Origin of the sequence: Nonomuraea sp. PA05 (assembly GCF_008086045.1) — a bacterium.
Classification (GTDB): Bacteria; Actinomycetota; Actinomycetes; order Streptosporangiales; family Streptosporangiaceae; genus Nonomuraea; species Nonomuraea monospora.
The window spans coordinates 201,139-218,367 of sequence record NZ_VSEY01000018.1 but is presented as its reverse complement, the minus strand read 5'-3'; the positions used below and the strand labels follow the sequence as shown (position 1 = coordinate 218,367).

At 71.1% G+C, this 17,229-nt stretch carries 12 protein-coding genes; 7 read left to right on the top strand and 5 right to left on the bottom strand.

Annotation, left to right across the window (positions count from 1 at the left end):
• The first annotated feature begins 89 nt into the window (after positions 1–89).
• The 5 genes from FXF51_RS27960 (at position 90) to FXF51_RS27940 (ending at position 7,618) form a co-directional block, all read left to right on the top strand.
• On the top strand, positions 90–1,613 hold the full coding sequence (locus FXF51_RS27960; RefSeq protein WP_187414605.1) for a four-carbon acid sugar kinase family protein: 1,524 nt from the start codon (positions 90–92) through the stop codon (positions 1,611–1,613).
• 408 nt (positions 1,614–2,021) lie between these two features.
• Positions 2,022–2,999, top strand: coding sequence for an ABC transporter permease (locus FXF51_RS27955; protein WP_148437641.1), 978 nt, complete (start codon positions 2,022–2,024; stop codon positions 2,997–2,999).
• Between the two features lies 1 nt (position 3,000).
• On the top strand, positions 3,001–3,840 hold the full coding sequence (locus FXF51_RS27950) for an ABC transporter permease (protein WP_148437640.1): 840 nt from the start codon (positions 3,001–3,003) through the stop codon (positions 3,838–3,840).
• The gene (locus tag FXF51_RS27945; protein WP_148437639.1) at positions 3,837–5,906 is read left to right on the top strand and encodes an ABC transporter ATP-binding protein; all 2,070 of its coding nucleotides are present in this window, start codon (positions 3,837–3,839) and stop codon (positions 5,904–5,906) included. Before FXF51_RS27950 ends, FXF51_RS27945 begins: the two co-directional genes overlap by 4 nt.
• Positions 5,903–7,618 (top strand): ABC transporter family substrate-binding protein, encoded by a 1,716-nt coding sequence (locus FXF51_RS27940; RefSeq protein ID WP_148437638.1) that lies wholly within the window; start codon positions 5,903–5,905, stop codon positions 7,616–7,618. Before FXF51_RS27945 ends, FXF51_RS27940 begins: the two co-directional genes overlap by 4 nt.
• A gap of 56 nt (positions 7,619–7,674) precedes the next feature.
• Here FXF51_RS27940 and FXF51_RS27935 read toward each other — a convergent pair whose 3' ends face one another.
• The 3 genes from FXF51_RS27935 to FXF51_RS27925 form a co-directional block, all read right to left on the bottom strand.
• Positions 7,675–8,088: a peptidase inhibitor family I36 protein gene (locus tag FXF51_RS27935; protein WP_148437637.1), complete on the bottom strand. Its 414-nt coding sequence runs from the start codon at positions 8,086–8,088 to the stop codon at positions 7,675–7,677.
• A gap of 79 nt (positions 8,089–8,167) precedes the next feature.
• On the bottom strand, positions 8,168–9,010 hold the full coding sequence (locus FXF51_RS27930; protein WP_148437636.1) for an NAD(P)H-binding protein: 843 nt from the start codon (positions 9,008–9,010) through the stop codon (positions 8,168–8,170).
• Positions 9,007–10,101, bottom strand: coding sequence for a saccharopine dehydrogenase NADP-binding domain-containing protein (locus FXF51_RS27925; protein WP_148437635.1), 1,095 nt, complete (start codon positions 10,099–10,101; stop codon positions 9,007–9,009). Before FXF51_RS27925 ends, FXF51_RS27930 begins: the two co-directional genes overlap by 4 nt.
• 82 nt (positions 10,102–10,183) lie before the next feature.
• Between FXF51_RS27925 and FXF51_RS27920 the strand changes: the two genes are divergently transcribed.
• The gene (locus tag FXF51_RS27920) at positions 10,184–10,786 is read left to right on the top strand and encodes a TetR/AcrR family transcriptional regulator (RefSeq protein ID WP_148437634.1); all 603 of its coding nucleotides are present in this window, start codon (positions 10,184–10,186) and stop codon (positions 10,784–10,786) included.
• Between the two features lie 19 nt (positions 10,787–10,805).
• Here the strand turns inward: FXF51_RS27920 and FXF51_RS27915 are convergent, their stop codons facing one another.
• Positions 10,806–13,487: a polysaccharide lyase 8 family protein gene (locus FXF51_RS27915; protein ID WP_148437633.1), complete on the bottom strand. Its 2,682-nt coding sequence runs from the start codon at positions 13,485–13,487 to the stop codon at positions 10,806–10,808.
• Positions 13,488–13,557: 70 nt separating this feature from the next.
• Positions 13,558–14,535: a polysaccharide lyase family 1 protein gene (locus FXF51_RS27910; RefSeq protein WP_148437632.1), complete on the bottom strand. Its 978-nt coding sequence runs from the start codon at positions 14,533–14,535 to the stop codon at positions 13,558–13,560.
• A gap of 231 nt (positions 14,536–14,766) precedes the next feature.
• Between FXF51_RS27910 and FXF51_RS27905 the strand changes: the two genes are divergently transcribed.
• Positions 14,767–17,217 (top strand): glycoside hydrolase family 3 N-terminal domain-containing protein, encoded by a 2,451-nt coding sequence (locus tag FXF51_RS27905; protein ID WP_148437631.1) that lies wholly within the window; start codon positions 14,767–14,769, stop codon positions 17,215–17,217.
• Positions 17,218–17,229 lie beyond the last annotated feature (12 nt).

Here is a 17,229-nt window from a genome sequence, read left to right as displayed (position 1 = left end):
GCCGGGCGTGGCGCGGTGAGAACCGGGCGTGGCGCGGTGAGGCCCGGGTGTGGCGTGGTGCGGTGCTGGAGTGTTGCGGGGGTGCTGTCGTGACGCTGGTCGCCTTCGTGGCCGACGACTTCACCGGCGCGACGGACGCGCTGTGGCAGTTCCGCCGGCTCGGGCTGAGCGGGTCGCTGGTCACGGACGTCGAGCACCTCCACGACCGGGACGACGTCATCGGCCTGGCCACCACCGCCCGCGCGTCGGCCGACCCGGTGGCGTCCGCGCTGCCCGCGCTCAGGGCGGTGGCGGCGCTCGGGCCGCGTGTCGTGCAGTACAAGGTCTGCTCGACGTTCGACTCCTCCCCGTCGCGGGGCAGCATCGGCGCGGTCATCGCGGCCCTGCACGGCGCGGGGCTGGCTCGGGGCGCGGTGCCGGTGCTGGCCGCGCAGCCGGAGTTCGGGCGTTACACGTGGTTCGCCAACCACTTCGTACGGGCGGGGGACGAGGTCGTCCGGCTCGACCGCCACCCACCGGCCCGCGACCACCCCGTCACCCCGGCGACCGAGGCCGACCTGCGCGTGCGGCTGGCCGAGCAGGGGGCGGGGCCTGTCGGGTGGCTCCCTGCGGAGGCGCCGGCGGAGCGGTACCTGGCGCAGCGGGCGGACGCGGCGGTCGTCGCCGACGCGATGACGGACGCGCACCTCGTCTCCCTCGGCCGCCTCCTGCTCGGCTTGGCGGGCGGGGAGACGCTGTACTGCGTCGGGTCGGGCGGCCTCAGCTACGCCCTGGCCACCGCCCTCACCTCGAACCGGCACGCGCCGCCAGAGCCAGGCCCGGCGAGCCGGCACGCGCCGCCGGAGCCGGGCCCGGCGAGCCGGCACGCGCCGCCGGAGCCGGGCCCGGCGAGCCGGCACGCGCTGCCCCACGCTGGCGCGGCGGATCGGCACCCGCCGCCGGACGGCGCCCCGGCGACCGGGCACTCGCTGCCGGGCGCGGGTGCGGGTGCGGGTGCGGCGGATCGGCGCTCGCTGCTCGCCACCGCGCCGACGGATCGGCGCTCGCTGCTCGACACCGGGTCGGCGGATCGGTGCCCGCTGCCCGACGCCGGGCCGGCGGATCGGCGCCCGCTGGACGACGCCGGTGCGGCGCTGGGCCCGGCGGCGCCGGTGCTGGTGGTGTCCGGGAGCCGTTCCCCGGTGACCGCCCGCCAGATCGACGTCGCCGAGGCGGCGGGCTGGGCGGTGCTGGACGCGTCCGGCGGCCCCGACCTGATCGCGCACACCGAGGCGAACCTGCGCGAAGGCCGTCACACCATCGTCCAGTCCACCCGAGGGCCTGCACGGGAGGGCGTCGGCGACCTGCTCGGCCGGGTGGCCGCGGCGGCGGTGCGGAGAGGCCTGGTGCGGCGGCTGGTGGTGGCGGGCGGCGACACCTCGGGCCAGGTGGTGACCGCGCTGGGCGCCCGAGCCCTGGACGTGACCGCCACCCTGGCGGTGGGCGGCCCGGTGTGCGTGCTCGCGTCGGACGATCCGGCGTGCGACGGGCTGGAGGTGGCGCTCAAGGGCGGCCAGGTGGGCGGCGAGGACTTCTTCCTGAGGGCCGCCGCCGGAACGAGGGCCTCTTCCTGAGCGCGCCGGCTTCCTGGGCGCGCCGCTTCCTGAGCCGCCGGCGGGAACGGCGCCGCGCACAACTCACCGAGTCAATATGATATAAGGCACTATGTCCGGGCGGCAATTTATGTCCGGATTCTGTGACACAGAGGCTTATGAGAGCGGTCCCACAACCCCTCTGGTAAGCCAGGTTTCCGCAGATGGAGCCCGGTTTCAGGGGTCCCCAACCCCCCAAGTCGATCAAATGTGAGTGACCTTACCGTTATATATCGCCGTTTCTGACTGTTATATTTTTGCTTATATTCTGCGCCCTGATCGCCATCCCGACATCGCGTTGACATTTCACGATGCGAGATGGGTTTTCGTTGCGGGGGGCGCCTCTCCGCCAAGGAAGGTTGCGCCCTCGGTCAGCGCGAACGGAGAGTGATGGGCAAGTACCTGCTCCGCAGGTTGGCAATAAATGTGATCTTGGTCGCCATAGCGGCCAGTTTGGCGTACATGCTCGCGGCCACCACCATGAACCCGCGGGCAGCGTACGAGGGGCGCCAGCCCCCGGTGGCCGAAGAGGTCATCGACGCCACACTTGATGCCTACAACCTGAACGACAAGACCCCCCTGCTCCAGCGCTATGCGACCTGGGCGTCGGGTGTCGTCACCGGAGACTTCGGCAAGACGTGGAACGGCGGCTCGGTCAACGCCGAGATGGGCCGTCGCGTCATGGTCAGCCTGAGACTCCTGCTCATCGGCACGCTGCTGGGCTTCGCCCTGGGCGTGGTGCTGGGCGCGGTCTCGGCGGTGCGCCAGTACAAGCCCAGTGACCGGTTAATCGGTGTCAGCTCCTTCGTGATCATGGCGATCCCCGTGTTCGTGCTGGCCACGCTGCTGGCGATCGGCACGTACAACCTGAACAGGGCGCTCGGGTTCACGCTGATCGAGTACACCGGCGAGTACAACCCTCGGTTGTCCGGCTGGGACCAGTTCCTCAACCGGATCAACCACCTGATCCTGCCGACGATCTCGCTCAGCCTCGGCGCGATCGCCTTCTACAGCCGGATCCAGCGCAACATGATGCTCGACGTGCTGGGGCAGGACTTCGTCCGCACCGCGATGGCCAAGGGGCTGCGGCGCAGGACGGCGCTGACCAAGCACGCGCTGCGGACCGCGCTGATCCCCTCGGCGACGTACTTCGCGTTCGCGTTCGGGACGATGTTCACGGGCGCGACCTTCACCGAGAAGATCTTCTCCTGGCACGGCATGGGCGCCTGGCTGGTCGACTCGATCAACCAGAACGACGTCAACTCCGTCGCCGCGGTCACGTTCTTCGCCGCCGTCTGCATTCTGGCCGCGTCCTTCCTGTCGGACCTGCTGGTGGCGGCCCTCGACCCCCGGGTGCGGGTGAGCTGAGATGCGATCGAGAGTCGTCTTCAAGCGCCTGCTGCGCAACAGGCAGGCCCGTTATGGCTTCATCGCGCTGATCCTGCTGGTGGCGCTGGCGTACGTGGGGCCGTTCTTCGGCGCGTACGACTGGACGGACAAGGACTTCATGGCCTTCCTGTCGGCGCCCGACGCCGACCACTGGTGGGGCACGACCGCGATCGGCCAGGACATGTACGCGGTGACGCTGCGCGGCATGCAGAAGTCGATCATCATCGGCATGCTGGTGGCGCTGATCTCCACCGGCCTGGCCGCGGTCGTCGGCGCGTTCGCCGGCTACTTCGGCGGCTGGGTGGACCGGGCCCTCATGTGGGGCGTGGACCTGCTGCTCGTGCTGCCCAGCTTCCTGATCATCGCGATCATCTCGCCCCGGCTCAGGGAGGGCACCTGGCTGTGGTTCGTGGTGCTGCTGGCCGCGTTCTCCTGGATGATCACCTCCAGGGTGGTCCGCAGCATGACGCTCTCGCTGCGTGAGCGCGAGTACGTGCTGGCCGCCGTCTACATGGGCATCCCGCGCTGGAAGATCATCTTCCGGCACATCGTGCCGAACCTGGCCTCCCTGCTGATCATCGACGCCACCCTCAACGTCAGTGGCGCGATCATCGGCGAGGCCGCGCTGTCCTTCTTCGGCTTCGGCATCCAGCCGCCGGACGTCTCGCTCGGCACGCTGATCGCGGAGGGCTCCCGCAACGCCACCGGCTACCCGTGGCTGTTCGCCTTCCCCGCCGGCCTGCTGGTCGCGCTGGTGCTCAGCGTCAACCTCATCGGCGACGGCCTGCGTGACGCACTCGACCCGGGGAGCAACTCGTGAGCATCTTGGAGGTCAGGGACCTCACCGTCACCTTCCCCGGCGGCATCGAGGCCGTGCGCGGCGTCAGCTACGAGGTCGAGCGCGGCGAGGTGCTCGGCATCGTCGGCGAGTCCGGCTCGGGCAAGTCCGTGACCTCGCTCGCCGTCATGGGCCTGCTGCCGCAGAACGCGGTGGTCAGCGGCTCGGTGAGGCTGCACGGCCAGGAACTGCTCGGCATGAAGGAAGACGAGCTGGTCAAGGTGCGCGGCAAGGCCATCAGCATGATCTTCCAGGATCCGCTGTCGGCCTTCACCCCCGTGTACACGATCGGCGACCAGATCGCCGAGGCCGTCCGCATCCACCAGAAGCTGGCCAAGGACAAGGCGGCCACCCGCGCCGTCGAGCTGCTCGACCTCGTCGGCATCCCGAACCCGAAGCTGCGGGCCAAGGCGTTCCCGCACGAGTTCTCCGGCGGCATGCGGCAGCGCGCGATGATCGCCATGGCCATCGCCAACGACCCCGACCTGCTGATCTGCGACGAGCCCACCACCGCGCTCGACGTCACCATCCAGGCGCAGGTCCTGGAGGTGCTCAAGACCGCGCAGCAGGAGACGGGCGCCGGCATCGTGATGATCACCCACGACCTGGGCGTCATCGCCGGCATGGCCGACCGGGTGCTCGTCATGTACGCGGGCCGCCCGGTCGAGCAGGGCCCCGTGGACGACCTGTACTACCGGCCGCGCATGCCGTACACGATGGGGTTGCTCGCCTCGATCCCCAGGGTGGACGGCGAGGAGGGGCCGCTGGTGCCCATCGAGGGCAACCCGCCCTCGCCCGCCTCGCTGCCGCCCGGCTGCCCGTTCGCGCCGCGCTGCCCGATGAAGGTGGACATGTGCGACGACGAGGAGCCCGAGCTGACGCCATTCGGCGGCGGGCGCCACGTGGCCTGCATCCGCGCGCACGAGATCGAGCACAAGGGCCTCACGGGCGCCGACGTGTTCCCCGTGCCGGTCATCCCGCCGAGCGACGTCGTACGCGTGCCGCGCGCCGAGCGCGCCACCGTGCTGGAGCTCGACGACATGAAGAAGCACTACCCGCTGATGAAGGGCGCGATCTTCAAGCGCCGCGTCGGCACCGTGTTCGCGGTGGACGGGATCAGCTTCGACATCGCCGAGGGCGAGACGCTGGCCCTGGTCGGCGAGTCGGGCTGCGGCAAGACCACCACGCTGCAGCAGATCATGCAGCTCCAGCCGCCCCAGGACGGCCGGGTGGTCGTGCTCGGCAAGGACAGCGCCAAGCTGGACCAGGCCGGGCGCAAGGCGCTGCGCGGGGACCTGCAGATCGTCTTCCAGGACCCGATGGCCGCGCTCGACCCGCGCATGCCGGTCGGCGACATCATCGCCGAGCCGCTGCGCGCGCACGGCAAGAAGGACGTCAGCGCCAAGGTCGCCGAGCTGCTGCAGCTCGTCGGGCTGGCGCCGGAGCACGCGGAGCGTTACCCGCAGCAGTTCTCGGGCGGCCAGCGGCAGCGGATCGGCATCGCCCGGGCGCTGGCGCTGGAGCCGAAGGTGCTGGTGCTGGACGAGCCCGTCTCCGCGCTCGACGTCTCCATCCAGGCAGGCGTGATCAACCTGCTGGAGGAGCTGAAGAACAGGCTGGGCCTGTCCTACCTGTTCGTGGCGCACGACCTGGCGGTGGTCCGGCACCTCGCCGACCGCGTCGCCGTCATGTACCTGGGCAGGATCGCCGAGATCGGGGAGGTCAAGAACGTCTACGACCGCCCCGCGCACCCGTACACGCAGGCGCTGCTGTCGGCGATCCCGTTGCCCGACCCCGAGATGGAACGCACCCGCAAGCGGATCCTGCTCGAAGGTGACCTGCCCAGCCCGGCGGACCCGCCGTCGGGGTGCAGGTTCCGCACCCGTTGCCCCAAGTTCGCCCGGCTCAGTGAGGCGGAACGGCGGCGGTGTGTGGACGAAGAGCCCTCGGTTGCCCGGCTGACCGGTGCCGTCGATCACGGCGCGGCCTGCCATTACGCGGAGGAGATCGAGGTCATCACGACCTCGGAAAATCAGGAGGAAGAGTGAAGGTTCATCACCGTGCGGCCGCTGGGCTGGCGGTCCTGGCCCTGGCCGTCGCGGCCTGTGGCGGTGGCGGCGGCTCCGAGAGCAAGCAGCCGAACGCCGAGCAGTCCAAGCAGGCGCAGCAGCAGATGACCGAGACCCCGGCCATCAGCATCAACCCGGTGCCCTACGAGCAGGTCAAGGACGGCGGCACGCTCACTCTCGCCATCGGGCAGTGGCCGACCCAGTGGAACCCCAACCACGTGGACGGCAACCAGGCCGACACCGCGACCATGCTCGACCCGATCCTGCCGCAGCTCATGATGGCGGACGAGAACGCGCAGTTCACGCCGAACGCCGACTACGTCACCGACGTGAAGAACGAGACGGTGGACGGCAAGCAGACGGTCACCTACACCCTCAACGACAAGGCCACCTGGTCGGACGGCACGCCGATGACCTGGAAGGACCTCGAGGCGGCGTGGAAGGCCAACAACGGCGAGAACAAGAAGTACAAGCCGGCCTCCACCGACGGCTGGGACAAGATCGAGTCCGTGAAGAAGGGCGACACCGACAAGGTCGCGATCATCACCTTCTCCAAGCCGTACTCGGAGTGGCAGGGCCTGTTCAACCGCGGCACTCAGCACCTCATCCCCGGCGAGCACATCACCACGCCCGACAAGTTCGACAACGACTACAACCAGAAGATCCCGGCCACCGCGGGTCCCTTCAAGGTCGAGAAGATCGACGAGGGCACCAAGACGCTGACCCTCGTGCGTGACGACAAGTGGTGGGGTCAGAAGCCGAAGCTCGACAAGATCATCTTCCGGACGATCGCCGACGCGTCCGCCGAGGTGAACGCCTTCGCCAACGGCGAGATCGACGCCGCCTACATCGAGGCGGGCAACCCGGCAAACCTGCAGCGGGCCAAGGAGGTGCCGAACTCCGAGATCCGCAAGGCGCTCAGCCCGAACTGGCGGCACATCACCGTCAACAACTCCAGCGAGTTCCTCAAGGACAAGTCGGTCCGCCAGGCCGTGCAGTACGCGATCAACCGTGACGTGATCACCCAGTCCGACCTGAAGGACATGGAGTGGCCGATCCAGACGCTCGGCAACCACGTCTACATGAACAACCACAAGGGCTACGTCGACAACTCCGGCGACCTCGGCAAGTACAACCTGGAGAAGTCCAAGCAGCTCCTCGACGCGGCCGGCTGGAAGCAGGAGGGCGAGTACCGCAAGAAGGACGGCAAGGAGTTCGCGCTCAACTTCGTCATCCCGGCCAGCGTCGCGACCGCGAAGACCGAGGGTGAGCTGACCCAGGCCATGCTCAAGGAGGCCGGGATCAAGGTCACGATCCGCCCGGTCCCCGATGACAAGTTCTTCACCGACTTCATCATCAAGGGCGACTTCGACCTGGTGCCGTTCTCCTGGATCGGCACGCCGCTCCCGCTCGGCAGCATGCCGCAGATCTACAAGTCCGGCTCCGAGAGCAACTTCCCCAAGGCCAGCGACCCGGCCGTGGACGCCGCCATCCAGGCGGCCGTGGACGAGACCGACCCGGCCAAGGCCGTCGAGCTGGCGAACGCCGCCGACAAGCTCATCTGGGACATGGTGCACACCATCCCGCTGTACCAGCGTCCTGACATCTGGGCCGTGAAGAAGACGCTCGCCAACTGGGGCGCGCGTGGCTACAAGTACTACGACTACACGGCGGTCGGCTTCACCGGCTGATCCCGCGTCAGATGAGGAAACCCCCGGCCGCTCCGGCCGGGGGTTTCTTTTTCGGCTCAGCCGTGCGAGTCGGACACCGAGCCCCTGAACGTGGTGAAGCAGGAGGGGCCGTTGGCGCCGTCGAAGCGGACGGAGTCGAAGAAGTCGCGGAAGCTGACGAAGAAGTTGCCCTGGTCGCGCGGCTGGGTCACCGCGGAGCAGCCGCCGTAGCCGGCCTCGGAGTAGAGATGGATCCAGGAGTCGGTACGGTTCCAGTCGGACTTGGCGCGGTCGGCCATGCCCAGCGCGGCCAGGTCTGGGGTGTCGGTCTTGATCTGGACGATGTCCCCGGTGCCGTCGAGGCCCGAGAACAGGCAGTAGTAGCCGTCCTGGCACCGGTCGTAGCCGTCCGCGGCCTGGGCCGGCGCCGCCAGGGCGGTCAGGGCGGCGGCGGCCAGCGGCAACGCCAGCATGTGAAGCTTCTTGCCCACTCTTCCTCCATGGGTGAAACTTTCCTTCCGCCCGAACATACATGGCGCGATCTTGTCAGGAAAGGGGTTGACAGGCGACTCAACCCGTGGCGAACTCCCGCAGCGTCAGGGGAGGCTGCCCGCCGTGCCGCTCGATGGTCCCGGTGACGCGGTAGAGCGGGTGGTCACCGTCCCCGATGGCGCGGAACAGCGCCCACAGGTGCGTGAGATGCTCGACCGCGTACGCGTCCCGGTACACCTCCATCGCCCCCGCCTCCCACTCCTCGGGCGGCAGGTCCGCGTACTCGACCCCGAGCGCCTCGGCCGCCGCGCCGGCGGTGGACATCTCTCCCGTCAGCAGGCACACCGGATCGACCGGATCCGGGTCCAGCAGCAGCCCCGCACCCACCCTGGCCACGTCGGCGCCCGCGACCAGCGGGATCTTCGTGGAGGGCGGGCCCAGCGGCAGCGCCAGCCGGCCCGCCGCGGCCACCACCACGGCGAGGTTCTCGAAGAACACCCCCGCCCGCAGGTGCACCGCGCCCACCCCGGCCCAGTCGAAGACCTGCTCCGACAGCCAGTGCCTGCGCATCCGCGGCGTGCCCGCCTCCGGCTGGGCGTCGAGCTGCGACACCTCGACGACGCGAGACACCCCCTCCTCCCGGGCCGCGGCGGCGAACGCGGCGGTCGCGTCCAGCAGGCCCGCCGTGACCGGATACGTGAAGTACGCCCGCGTGACCCCGCGCATCGCGGGCCGGACCGTGGTGATCTCGCGCAGGTCGCCCACCACCACCTCCGCGCCCAGCTTGCGCAGCTCGGCGGCGCGCTCGTCGTCGGCGCGGACGAACGCCCGCACCTCCTCGCCGCGCTCCAGCAGCAGCTCCGCGACCTTTCTGCCGGTCGCGCCCTGCTGCCCGCCGGCCGCGCCGGTGACCAGGATCATCTCTCCTCCTGAAGGGTGAGTGTGAACAGGCCGAGCCGCTCCAGGTCGCGCAGGAACGGCCCGGCGGGGAACGCCTCGGCCGGGCTGAACACGCCCGGCCCCGGCCCCTGACCGCCGGCACCCGGTCCCGGGCCCTGACCGCCGGGACCCGGCTCCGGGCCCTGGCCGCCGTCGCCCTGGCCGCCTGCCAGTCGGACGGCGGCTTCGACCGAGGCCAGCGCGCTCATGCGCCACAGGTCGTGGCCGCGCGCCTGACCGGCCCGGTTGCCGTCCTGCGTGATCACCTGGACGGCGACCGTGAAGTGCGAGCCCGCCCTGGTGGCCGCGTCCACGTGCTCGCTGGTGAACGCCTGCTCCTCCTCGAACGTGTGCGCCGTGAGCTGCGCCTCCACCTGCCGCGCCGCCACGTGCCTGGGCACCGTGACGACCTCGGGGAACGGCACCGGCGCGATCATCGTGCGCGGTCCCAGCGGCGGCGGGAACGGGAAGACCGCGTTACGCGGCTCGACGTAGCCGACGTGCTCGGCGCCGTCGGTGTAGGTGATCCGCCGGGTGTCGGCGAAGAGCAGCTCGGCCGTCTTCCTGGCCCCCGTGGTCAGCCGCCAGCCGGTCACCGAGTACGCGGTGATCACCCGGTCGACGCCGGTCACGCCCGCGGCCACGGCGCCCGCCAGCAGATCGCCCAGCCCGCCGTAGAAGCTCATGGCCGTGACCATGGTGATGCCCGCCTCGCGTGCGGGCCCTTGCATCGCGTCGAACATCCACTTCGTGTGGTGCTGCTCCAGGGCGTGGTCCACGTAGTGGCAGCCGGCCTCGGCGGCGGCCGTGGCCAGCGCCCTGCCGGTGTCGGTGAACGGGCCCGCGCAGTGGATCAGCACGTCGGCCGAGCCCGCGAGATCGCGCAGCGCGGCGGGTTCGTCGAGGGCGGCCTCGAACACGAGAGCTCCGCCCAGTTCCTCGGACAGGGTCTTGAGCGCGTTGCCGTCGCGACCGGCCAGGGTGATCTCCAGGCCGCGGGCGTGCAGGTCGGCCGCCACCAGGCGGCCGGTGTGCCCGGTCGCGCCGTAGACGGCGATGTGCGGTGGTGACATCACGGTTCCTCACGGGGATACTGCGAGTACGTAACTATGTTCGAAGTTACGTACCGCGAGTATGTAAGTCAATGGGAGCACGATGATTCGCCGTACCCAGGCAGAGCGCTCCGACGAGACCACGGGGCGGCTCGTGCGCGCCGCGCGGGAACGCTTCGGAGCCACCGGATACGCGCTGACCTCGATCGACGCCGTCGCCGCCACGGCCGGGGTGACCAAGGGCGCCGCCTACCACCACTTCGGCGGCAAGGCCGATCTGTTCCGGGCGGCGTTCGTGGCCGAGCTGGAGGCGGTGGACGCCAAGCTGCTCGGCATCGCCGCCGAGGAGAGCGACGTGTGGGCGGCGCTGCGGCGCGGCTGCCGCACCTTCCTTGAGCACTGTCTCGATCCGGGGTTCCGGCAGATCGTGCTGCTCGACGCGCCGGCGGTGCTCGGGTGGGAGACCGTGCGCGAGATCGAGCACGATCACATGCTGCGGATCCTGCGCGACGGGCTGCTCATGGCGGTGGCCGCCGGGCGGGCGCCGGAAGGTGATCTGGACGCCCGCGCGCGGCTCGTCTTCGGTGCGTTGTGCGAGGGGGGCATGTTGCTGGCCAGGGCCGAGCGGCCGGAGACCGCGCTGCGGGACATCGCCGCGGAGGCCGACCGGCTGCTGTCGGCGCTCGTCACACCGCCCCCCGGCTGAGTTCTGGTCGTGCGACGCATTAGGCGAGGGCGACGGTGACGCGCTGGGTGGCTCCGGCCGCGCCGCGCAGGTCGCCGAAGGACAGGCGCAGCGAGCCGCCCGTACCGGCGGCGGTGACGGACGGGGACGCCGAGAGCACCTCGCGTACCGGGCGGTCCCAGGTGAGCGCCAGCGCGGCGGCCTCGCGCGGCGGGTCGGAGACGCAGACGTGCGCGGTGCCGTCGGCGCGCTCGCGGATGAGCACGCTCGCCGGAGCGCTCGCCGACAGCGTGCCCACGCGGGCGGGCGCCCACAGGTTCGCCGCCGTCAGCCCCAGCTCAGGAACCCTGATCACCTGCGCGTACGGGGTGTTGGACACGATCTGCACCCGCCCCGCGGCCGCCGCCCTGGCGCGGGTCGCCGCCTCGGTGGCGCCCGGCATGAGCACGTACGCGTAGGACGCGCTGATCGGGTCGGCGCCGTGGTCCAGCCACATGGTCAGGTAGCGGCGGGTGATCGGGTCGGGGGAGCCGCCCGCGTTGACGTCCCGCCACGCGCCGGTCCGCTCGTCCAGCAGGAGATTCAGGACGGCGGGGGAGGGGAAGACGTAACCGGCGTGGCCCGCCACGTGCACCCAGGAGACGCCGTCTCGCCGCTCCCGCGTGCCGCCCGACCGGCCCTCTCGCCCGCTGTCCCGCGCGTCGTCCCGCCCGTCGTCCCGCGCGCCGTCGCGGCGTGCACTGTCGCGGGTCGCCTTGCCGCCGCCGTCCGCCTGCCGTCCGCCGAACCGGCCGTTCCACCGGTCGCCGTTCACCCGCACGGCGGCCTCACCGCGCGCCCCCAGGTTGCGGTTGTCCACCACCGTCTCCACCGGCACCCCGTCCGCGCTCGTGATGCCCGCCCCGAGGCACACCACGCAGTCGTCCAGGAAGAACCACGCCTTCCTGGCGGCCATCGTGCCGCCGAGCCCGCGCAGGTCCTGCCCCACCGCGGCGAACTCGCCGTCGGTCGCGCCGCCCACCCAGCTCACGTCCGGACGGGGCAGCGCCCACGCGCCGCCCTCGCCGTCCGCCAGCCGCTTGGCGGACACGGTGGTCCCCGGCAGCCGGTACGGGTCCGCCGTCGCCCAGTACGCGTCCGTGTACTGCTCCTCGCCGAACCCGTCGCCCCACCACGACAGCCATCCGGCGCCCGTGTGCCAGCCCCGCGCGTTCTCGCCGTTGCCGTACTCGTAGTGCGCCACCCGCCGCGACGCCATGCTCACCGAGGCCGCCCAGCCCGGCCGCCGGTGTACCGCCCGATCCATGCTGGGGAACAGCCGGTGTCCCACAGGCTCGGCCGCCGCCCGCGCCGTCGAGCCGGACACGGCCAGCAGCCGGGCCGTACGGGCGACGCCCAGCGAGCGGCTGCCCGTCACCGGCCTGCCGCGCTCCAGCCAGCCCTTGACCATGGCCTGCCAGCGCTCCCCGCGCTCGCCGCCGGCCACCTCCGCCAGCAGCGCGATCGAGGCGAGCATGCCCTGCCCGCGCTGGTGGTCGTCCTGCGCGCCCCTGCTGATGGAGCGCCCGGCCACGTTGTCCATGAGCAGCCCGTTGTAGACGAACGGCGCCACCGCCTCGTCCACCGTGCCGAGGAACGCCCGCAGCTCGGGCCCGTCCAGGTCCCACGGCGAGCCGCGCAGCAGCGCGCCCAGCATCGCGACCCCGCCGAACAGCGCCGCGCCGTAACCCCCGACGTAGGGGACGCAGTTGTGCTGGATGAAGGAGCCGTCGGCGTAGAAGCCGTCGCCCTCGGTGACCGGGGCGAAGACCGGGGTCAGCGCGTTCCTGGCGAGCTGGATGCGCGGCGCGTCGCCGCCGAGCAGGCCGCGCAGCGCCAGCACCTGGCACAGGTCCACGCGGTTGGCGGCGGTGCTGCTGCCCGTGTAGCGCGTCACCGCCGTCTCCGGGACGAACGCGTCCACCGCCGCGCAGCACGCCGCCGCCCTGCCGCCGGTCAGCCTGTCCGACATCAGCAGCGCCGTGTCCAGCAGCGCCTGCGGACCGCCGATCTGCCAGTGCCACCAGTTCCCGTACGGGGTGGTGCCGGGGTGGTAGACGTCGGTCAGCAGGTGGTCCAGGCCCGCCAGCACGGCGCGGCCCAGCGCGGTGTCGCCGGTCACGCCGGTGCCGGGCTGGGCGTACGCCTCGGCCATCGTCCTGAGGCGGGTGAAGCTCTCGTGCAGGTTCGCCGACAGCGCGGCGGGGCCGGCGGGTGCGGTGCCGCGCTGCCCTCTGCCTGACCAGGTGCGGCTGTGCTGGGTGATGCTGATCTCGGACGGGCTCGCGTACATGAGACTGATCGCCGACGGGCCCGCTGAGGCGAGGCCGCGCATGGCCGCCGCGCGCGCGTCCGCGTAGCGGAGCCCGCGCCACAGCGCTCCCGGCTGCGGCCTCATCGACTCGCGGTGCCTGGCCGCCGCCCGTCCCAGCTCGGCCAGCCTGCTCCGGTACGGCTCCGCCGAGCGGTCGAAGCCCTCCCCGAGCAGCAGCGCCCGCCACCGGGCCCGCAGGTCCGCGTGCCGTGGCGCCACCTCGGCCCAGCCAGTAGGCGTCCCGGGCCCCATCCCGGTGACGAGCCCGGTGCTGAGCGCCGCTCCACCGGCGGCGCGCAGGAGAGCACGCCGCGTCCATCCACCCGACATGAGATCCCCCGAGGCCGGTCGTGCTGCTGCTGCGGACATCGGGGACGATATAGGCGCTCATGTCGGTGACCGGGCCGACATCAGTGGCGTTGATCAAGTGCTGACAGTTTCATGCCCCCATAGGGGTGATCTTCCCGAAGCCCGCGCCCGCGCGGACCGCCGCCGGGACGTTCTGCGGTGGATCGACGGTGTAGGCGTAGTACGTGCGCGGCTCGACCACGGTGCCCGCCACCTCGGGGGTCCCCGAGCCGACGAAGACGTTGTCGCGCTGCACGGCCCGGCCCGGGCCGCTGTCGGCGTACCCGCCGGCGGAGTAGAGCGGGTGCGGCACGTTCTCGAAGTAGTTGCCCTCGACCACGGCTCCGGCGTTCTCGGTGGAGGCCACCCCGTACAGCTCGTTGCCGAGGAAGTAGTTGTTGTAGATGTGCACCGGCTCGCCGAAGCGGATGCGCGGGTGCCGCTGCCTGCTGTTGTCGAAGAAATTGTGGTGGATCGTCACCTTGAGGTGGCCGATGTCGGTGCCGCCCGCGCCGTCGGAGTGGCTGATCAGCATCGACTTGTCGGAGTGGTCGAAGTGGTTCCACGAGATGGTGACGTAGTCGGCGCCCCGTACGACGTCCACCGAGCCGTCCACCGCGCCGGAGAAGGTGTTGTGGTCGACCCAGATGTGATGGGAGTTCTGGCCGATGTTGACGGCGTCGTCCTCCGCGTTCGTGAAGCGGAGGTTGCGCACGATCACGTTGTACGAGCGGTAGAAGTCGAGGCCGCCGCCGGTGATGTGGCCGGTGGTGCCGACGCCCACGATGGTCTTGTTCGGGCGCACGCCCTGCTTGCTGATGATCTGGATGGTGCCCGAGACCCGGATGACCAGGGGTTCGAGGCTGTCGATGTACTCGAGGAACTGGTCGGCGTCGGTGGCGGTGACGGTTCTGCCGCCGGCGCCGCCTGTGGTGCCGTTCTGGCCGAGCGCGTTGACGGCGGCGAAGCCGGTGGGCGCGTCGGCGGCCGCGCGGGCCTGGGTGCCGGCCGGTTGGAGGAGGAGGGCTGCCGCGAGGACGGCCGCCCAGCGGGACGCGGTCAGAGGCATGAGGCTCTCCGATGGTGGGGAAAGCGCTTTCCTGCTTTTATTATCGGCAGCCCCTCAGGGGCGGTAAAGCGGCGATGAAACTTTCACCGGATCGCGCCCCGTTTTCGCTGGTGCCCGGGGATCGCGGGGGTGCCGGGGCCTGGCGTCCCGGGAAACTCGGCAGTTGTGACCTAGAGTGCGTTTGGGAGCGCTCCCAAAACACCCTTCGAGCCGAGCGCGGAGCAGCGTGCCATGAGCAACCCGAGCAGAAGATGGACGAGCAGGGCCGCCGCGCTGACGCTCGTCGCCGCGAGCCTGGTGACGGCGCCCCCCGCCGTGGCCGCCGCCGCCTTTCCCTACCAGGATCCGACCCTCCCCGTCGCCACCCGGGTCACCGACCTGATGTCCCGGATGTCGCTGGACGAGAAGCTCGGCCAGATGACCCAGGCCGAACGCGGATCGGTCAGCGAGGCCGACGTCGGCACGTACCGGCTGGGCTCGGTGCTGTCCGGCGGCGGCTCCGCGCCGTCCCCCAACACGGCGACGGCCTGGGCCGACATGTACGACAGGTACCAGAACGCCGCCCTCGCCACACCCCTCGGCATCCCCATGATCTACGGCGTGGACGCCGTGCACGGCCACAACAACGTGCACGGCGCCACGATCTTCCCGCACAACATCGGTCTCGGCGCCACCCGCGACCCCGCCCTCGTCCAGCGGATCGGCCGGGCCGTGGCCGAGGAGGTGTCCGGCACCGGCATCGACTGGAACTTCGCGCCCTGCCTGTGCGTGGCCCGCAACGACCGGTGGGGGCGCACGTACGAGTCGTTCGGCGAGACCCCCGAGCTGCCCGCCTCGATGGCCTCGATCATCACCGGCCTTCAGGGCAGCGCGCTCAACGGCCCCGCCTCCGTGCTGGCCACCGCCAAACACTACGTCGGCGACGGCGGCACCACGGGCGGCACCGACCAGGGCAACACCCAGCTCTCCGAGACCGAGCTGCGAGCCGTCCACCTCCCGCCGTTCGAGGCGGCCGTGGAGCGCGGCGTCGGCTCGGTGATGATCTCCTTCAGCAGCTGGAACGGCACCAAGCTGCACGGGCACCAGTACCTGATCACCACGGTGCTCAAGGGCGAGCTGGGCTTCGACGGGTTCGTCGTCTCCGACTGGAACGGCATCGACCAGATCGACGGCTCACCCGGCACCTCGGCCCAGGACGTGCGCACCGCCGTCAACGCCGGGATCGACATGGTCATGGTGCCCGTCGAATGGCGCCGCTTCATCGACCTGCTGCGCGCCGAGGTGCAGGCCGGGCGGGTCACCACGGCGCGCGTGGACGACGCGGTCCGGCGCGTACTGACCAAGAAGTTCGAGCTCGGGCTGTTCGAGAAGCCGCTCACGGACCGGTCGTACACCTCCAGCGTGGGCAGCGCGGCGCACCGGGCGCTGGCCCGCGAGGCGGTCGCCAAGTCGCAGGTCGTGCTGAAGAACGCGGGCAACGTGCTGCCCCTCGCCAGGACCGGCGGCAAGCTCTTCGTGGCGGGCAAGAGCGCGGACGACATCGGCAACCAGAGCGGCGGCTGGACGATCTCCTGGCAGGGCTCGTCCGGCAACATCACCACCGGCACCACGATCCTGCAAGGCATCAGGAACACGGTCGGCTCCGGCACCACCGTCACCTACAGCCGCGACGGCAGCGGCATCGACGGCACCTACCGGGCCGCCGTCGCCGTCGTCGGCGAGACCCCGTACGCCGAGACCACGGGAGACCGCCCCGGCAGCCTCGGCCTGGACACCGCCGACCTGAACACCATCGCCACCCTGCGCGCCTCCGGCGTCCCGGTCGTCGTGGTGCTCGTCTCCGGCCGTCCCGTGGACGTCGCCTCCCAGCTCTCCGGCTGGAACGCGCTCGTGGCTTCCTGGCTGCCGGGCACCGAGGGGCAGGGCGTCGCCGACGTGCTCTTCGGCGCCACCCAGCCGACCGGCAAGCTGCCCATGACCTGGATGAGCAGCGCGTCCCAGCAGCCGATCAACGCGGGTGACGGCAAGACGCCGCTGTTCGCGCAGGGGTTCGGCCTGACGTACGAGCCCTCCGGCGAGGACGACACCACCCCGCCCACCGCGCCAGGCACGCCCGTCGCCTCCGCCGTCACCTCCGGCTCGGCCACCCTGACCTGGACGGCCGCCACTGACGACGTGGGCGTCACCGGCTACGACGTGGTCCGCTTACAGGGCTCGGCCGAGACGGCGGCGACCACCTCCACCACCGCCTCGGCCTCCCTCACCGGCCTGACCGCGAACACTTCCTACACCTTCGCCGTCTACGCCAGGGACGCGGCCGGCAACCGCTCACCCCGTTCGGGCACCGTCACCCTGACCACCACCGGCGGCGGCACGGGCGGCGGGTGCACGGCGACGCCGTCCACACAGAGCCAGTGGGCCACCGGGTACGTCATCCAGGTGACGGTCACCAACACCGGCACGACGGCCAGGAACGGCTGGACCGTCACCTTCACCCTGCCTGCGGGGCACACGATCAGCGGTGGCTGGAACGGGACGTTCACGACGTCCGGCCAGACCGTCACGGTCCGCCACGCCGGGCACAACGCGCTGCTCGGGCCGGGAGCGAGCACGGCCTTCGGCTTCCAGGGCACCCGCCCGAACGGCGACACCTCCCTGCCGTCGGGCTACACCTGCGCGTGAGAGGCGAAGTGG

Bases quoted from the DNA above. Each gene is read 5' to 3' on its own strand.
- FXF51_RS27920 (WP_148437634.1), top strand. From the start codon at position 10,184: ATGATTCGCCGTACCCAGGCAGAGCGCTCCGACGAGACCACGGGGCGG.
- FXF51_RS27955 (WP_148437641.1), top strand. From the start codon at position 2,022: ATGGGCAAGTACCTGCTCCGCAGGTTGGCAATAAATGTGATCTTGGTC.
- FXF51_RS27925 (WP_148437635.1), bottom strand. From the start codon at position 10,101: ATGTCACCACCGCACATCGCCGTCTACGGCGCGACCGGGCACACCGGC.
- FXF51_RS27910 (WP_148437632.1), bottom strand. From the start codon at position 14,535: ATGCCTCTGACCGCGTCCCGCTGGGCGGCCGTCCTCGCGGCAGCCCTC.
- FXF51_RS27930 (WP_148437636.1), bottom strand. From the start codon at position 9,010: ATGATCCTGGTCACCGGCGCGGCCGGCGGGCAGCAGGGCGCGACCGGC.
- FXF51_RS27915 (WP_148437633.1), bottom strand. From the start codon at position 13,487: ATGTCCGCAGCAGCAGCACGACCGGCCTCGGGGGATCTCATGTCGGGT.
- FXF51_RS27905 (WP_148437631.1), top strand. From the start codon at position 14,767: ATGAGCAACCCGAGCAGAAGATGGACGAGCAGGGCCGCCGCGCTGACG.
- FXF51_RS27950 (WP_148437640.1), top strand. From the start codon at position 3,001: ATGCGATCGAGAGTCGTCTTCAAGCGCCTGCTGCGCAACAGGCAGGCC.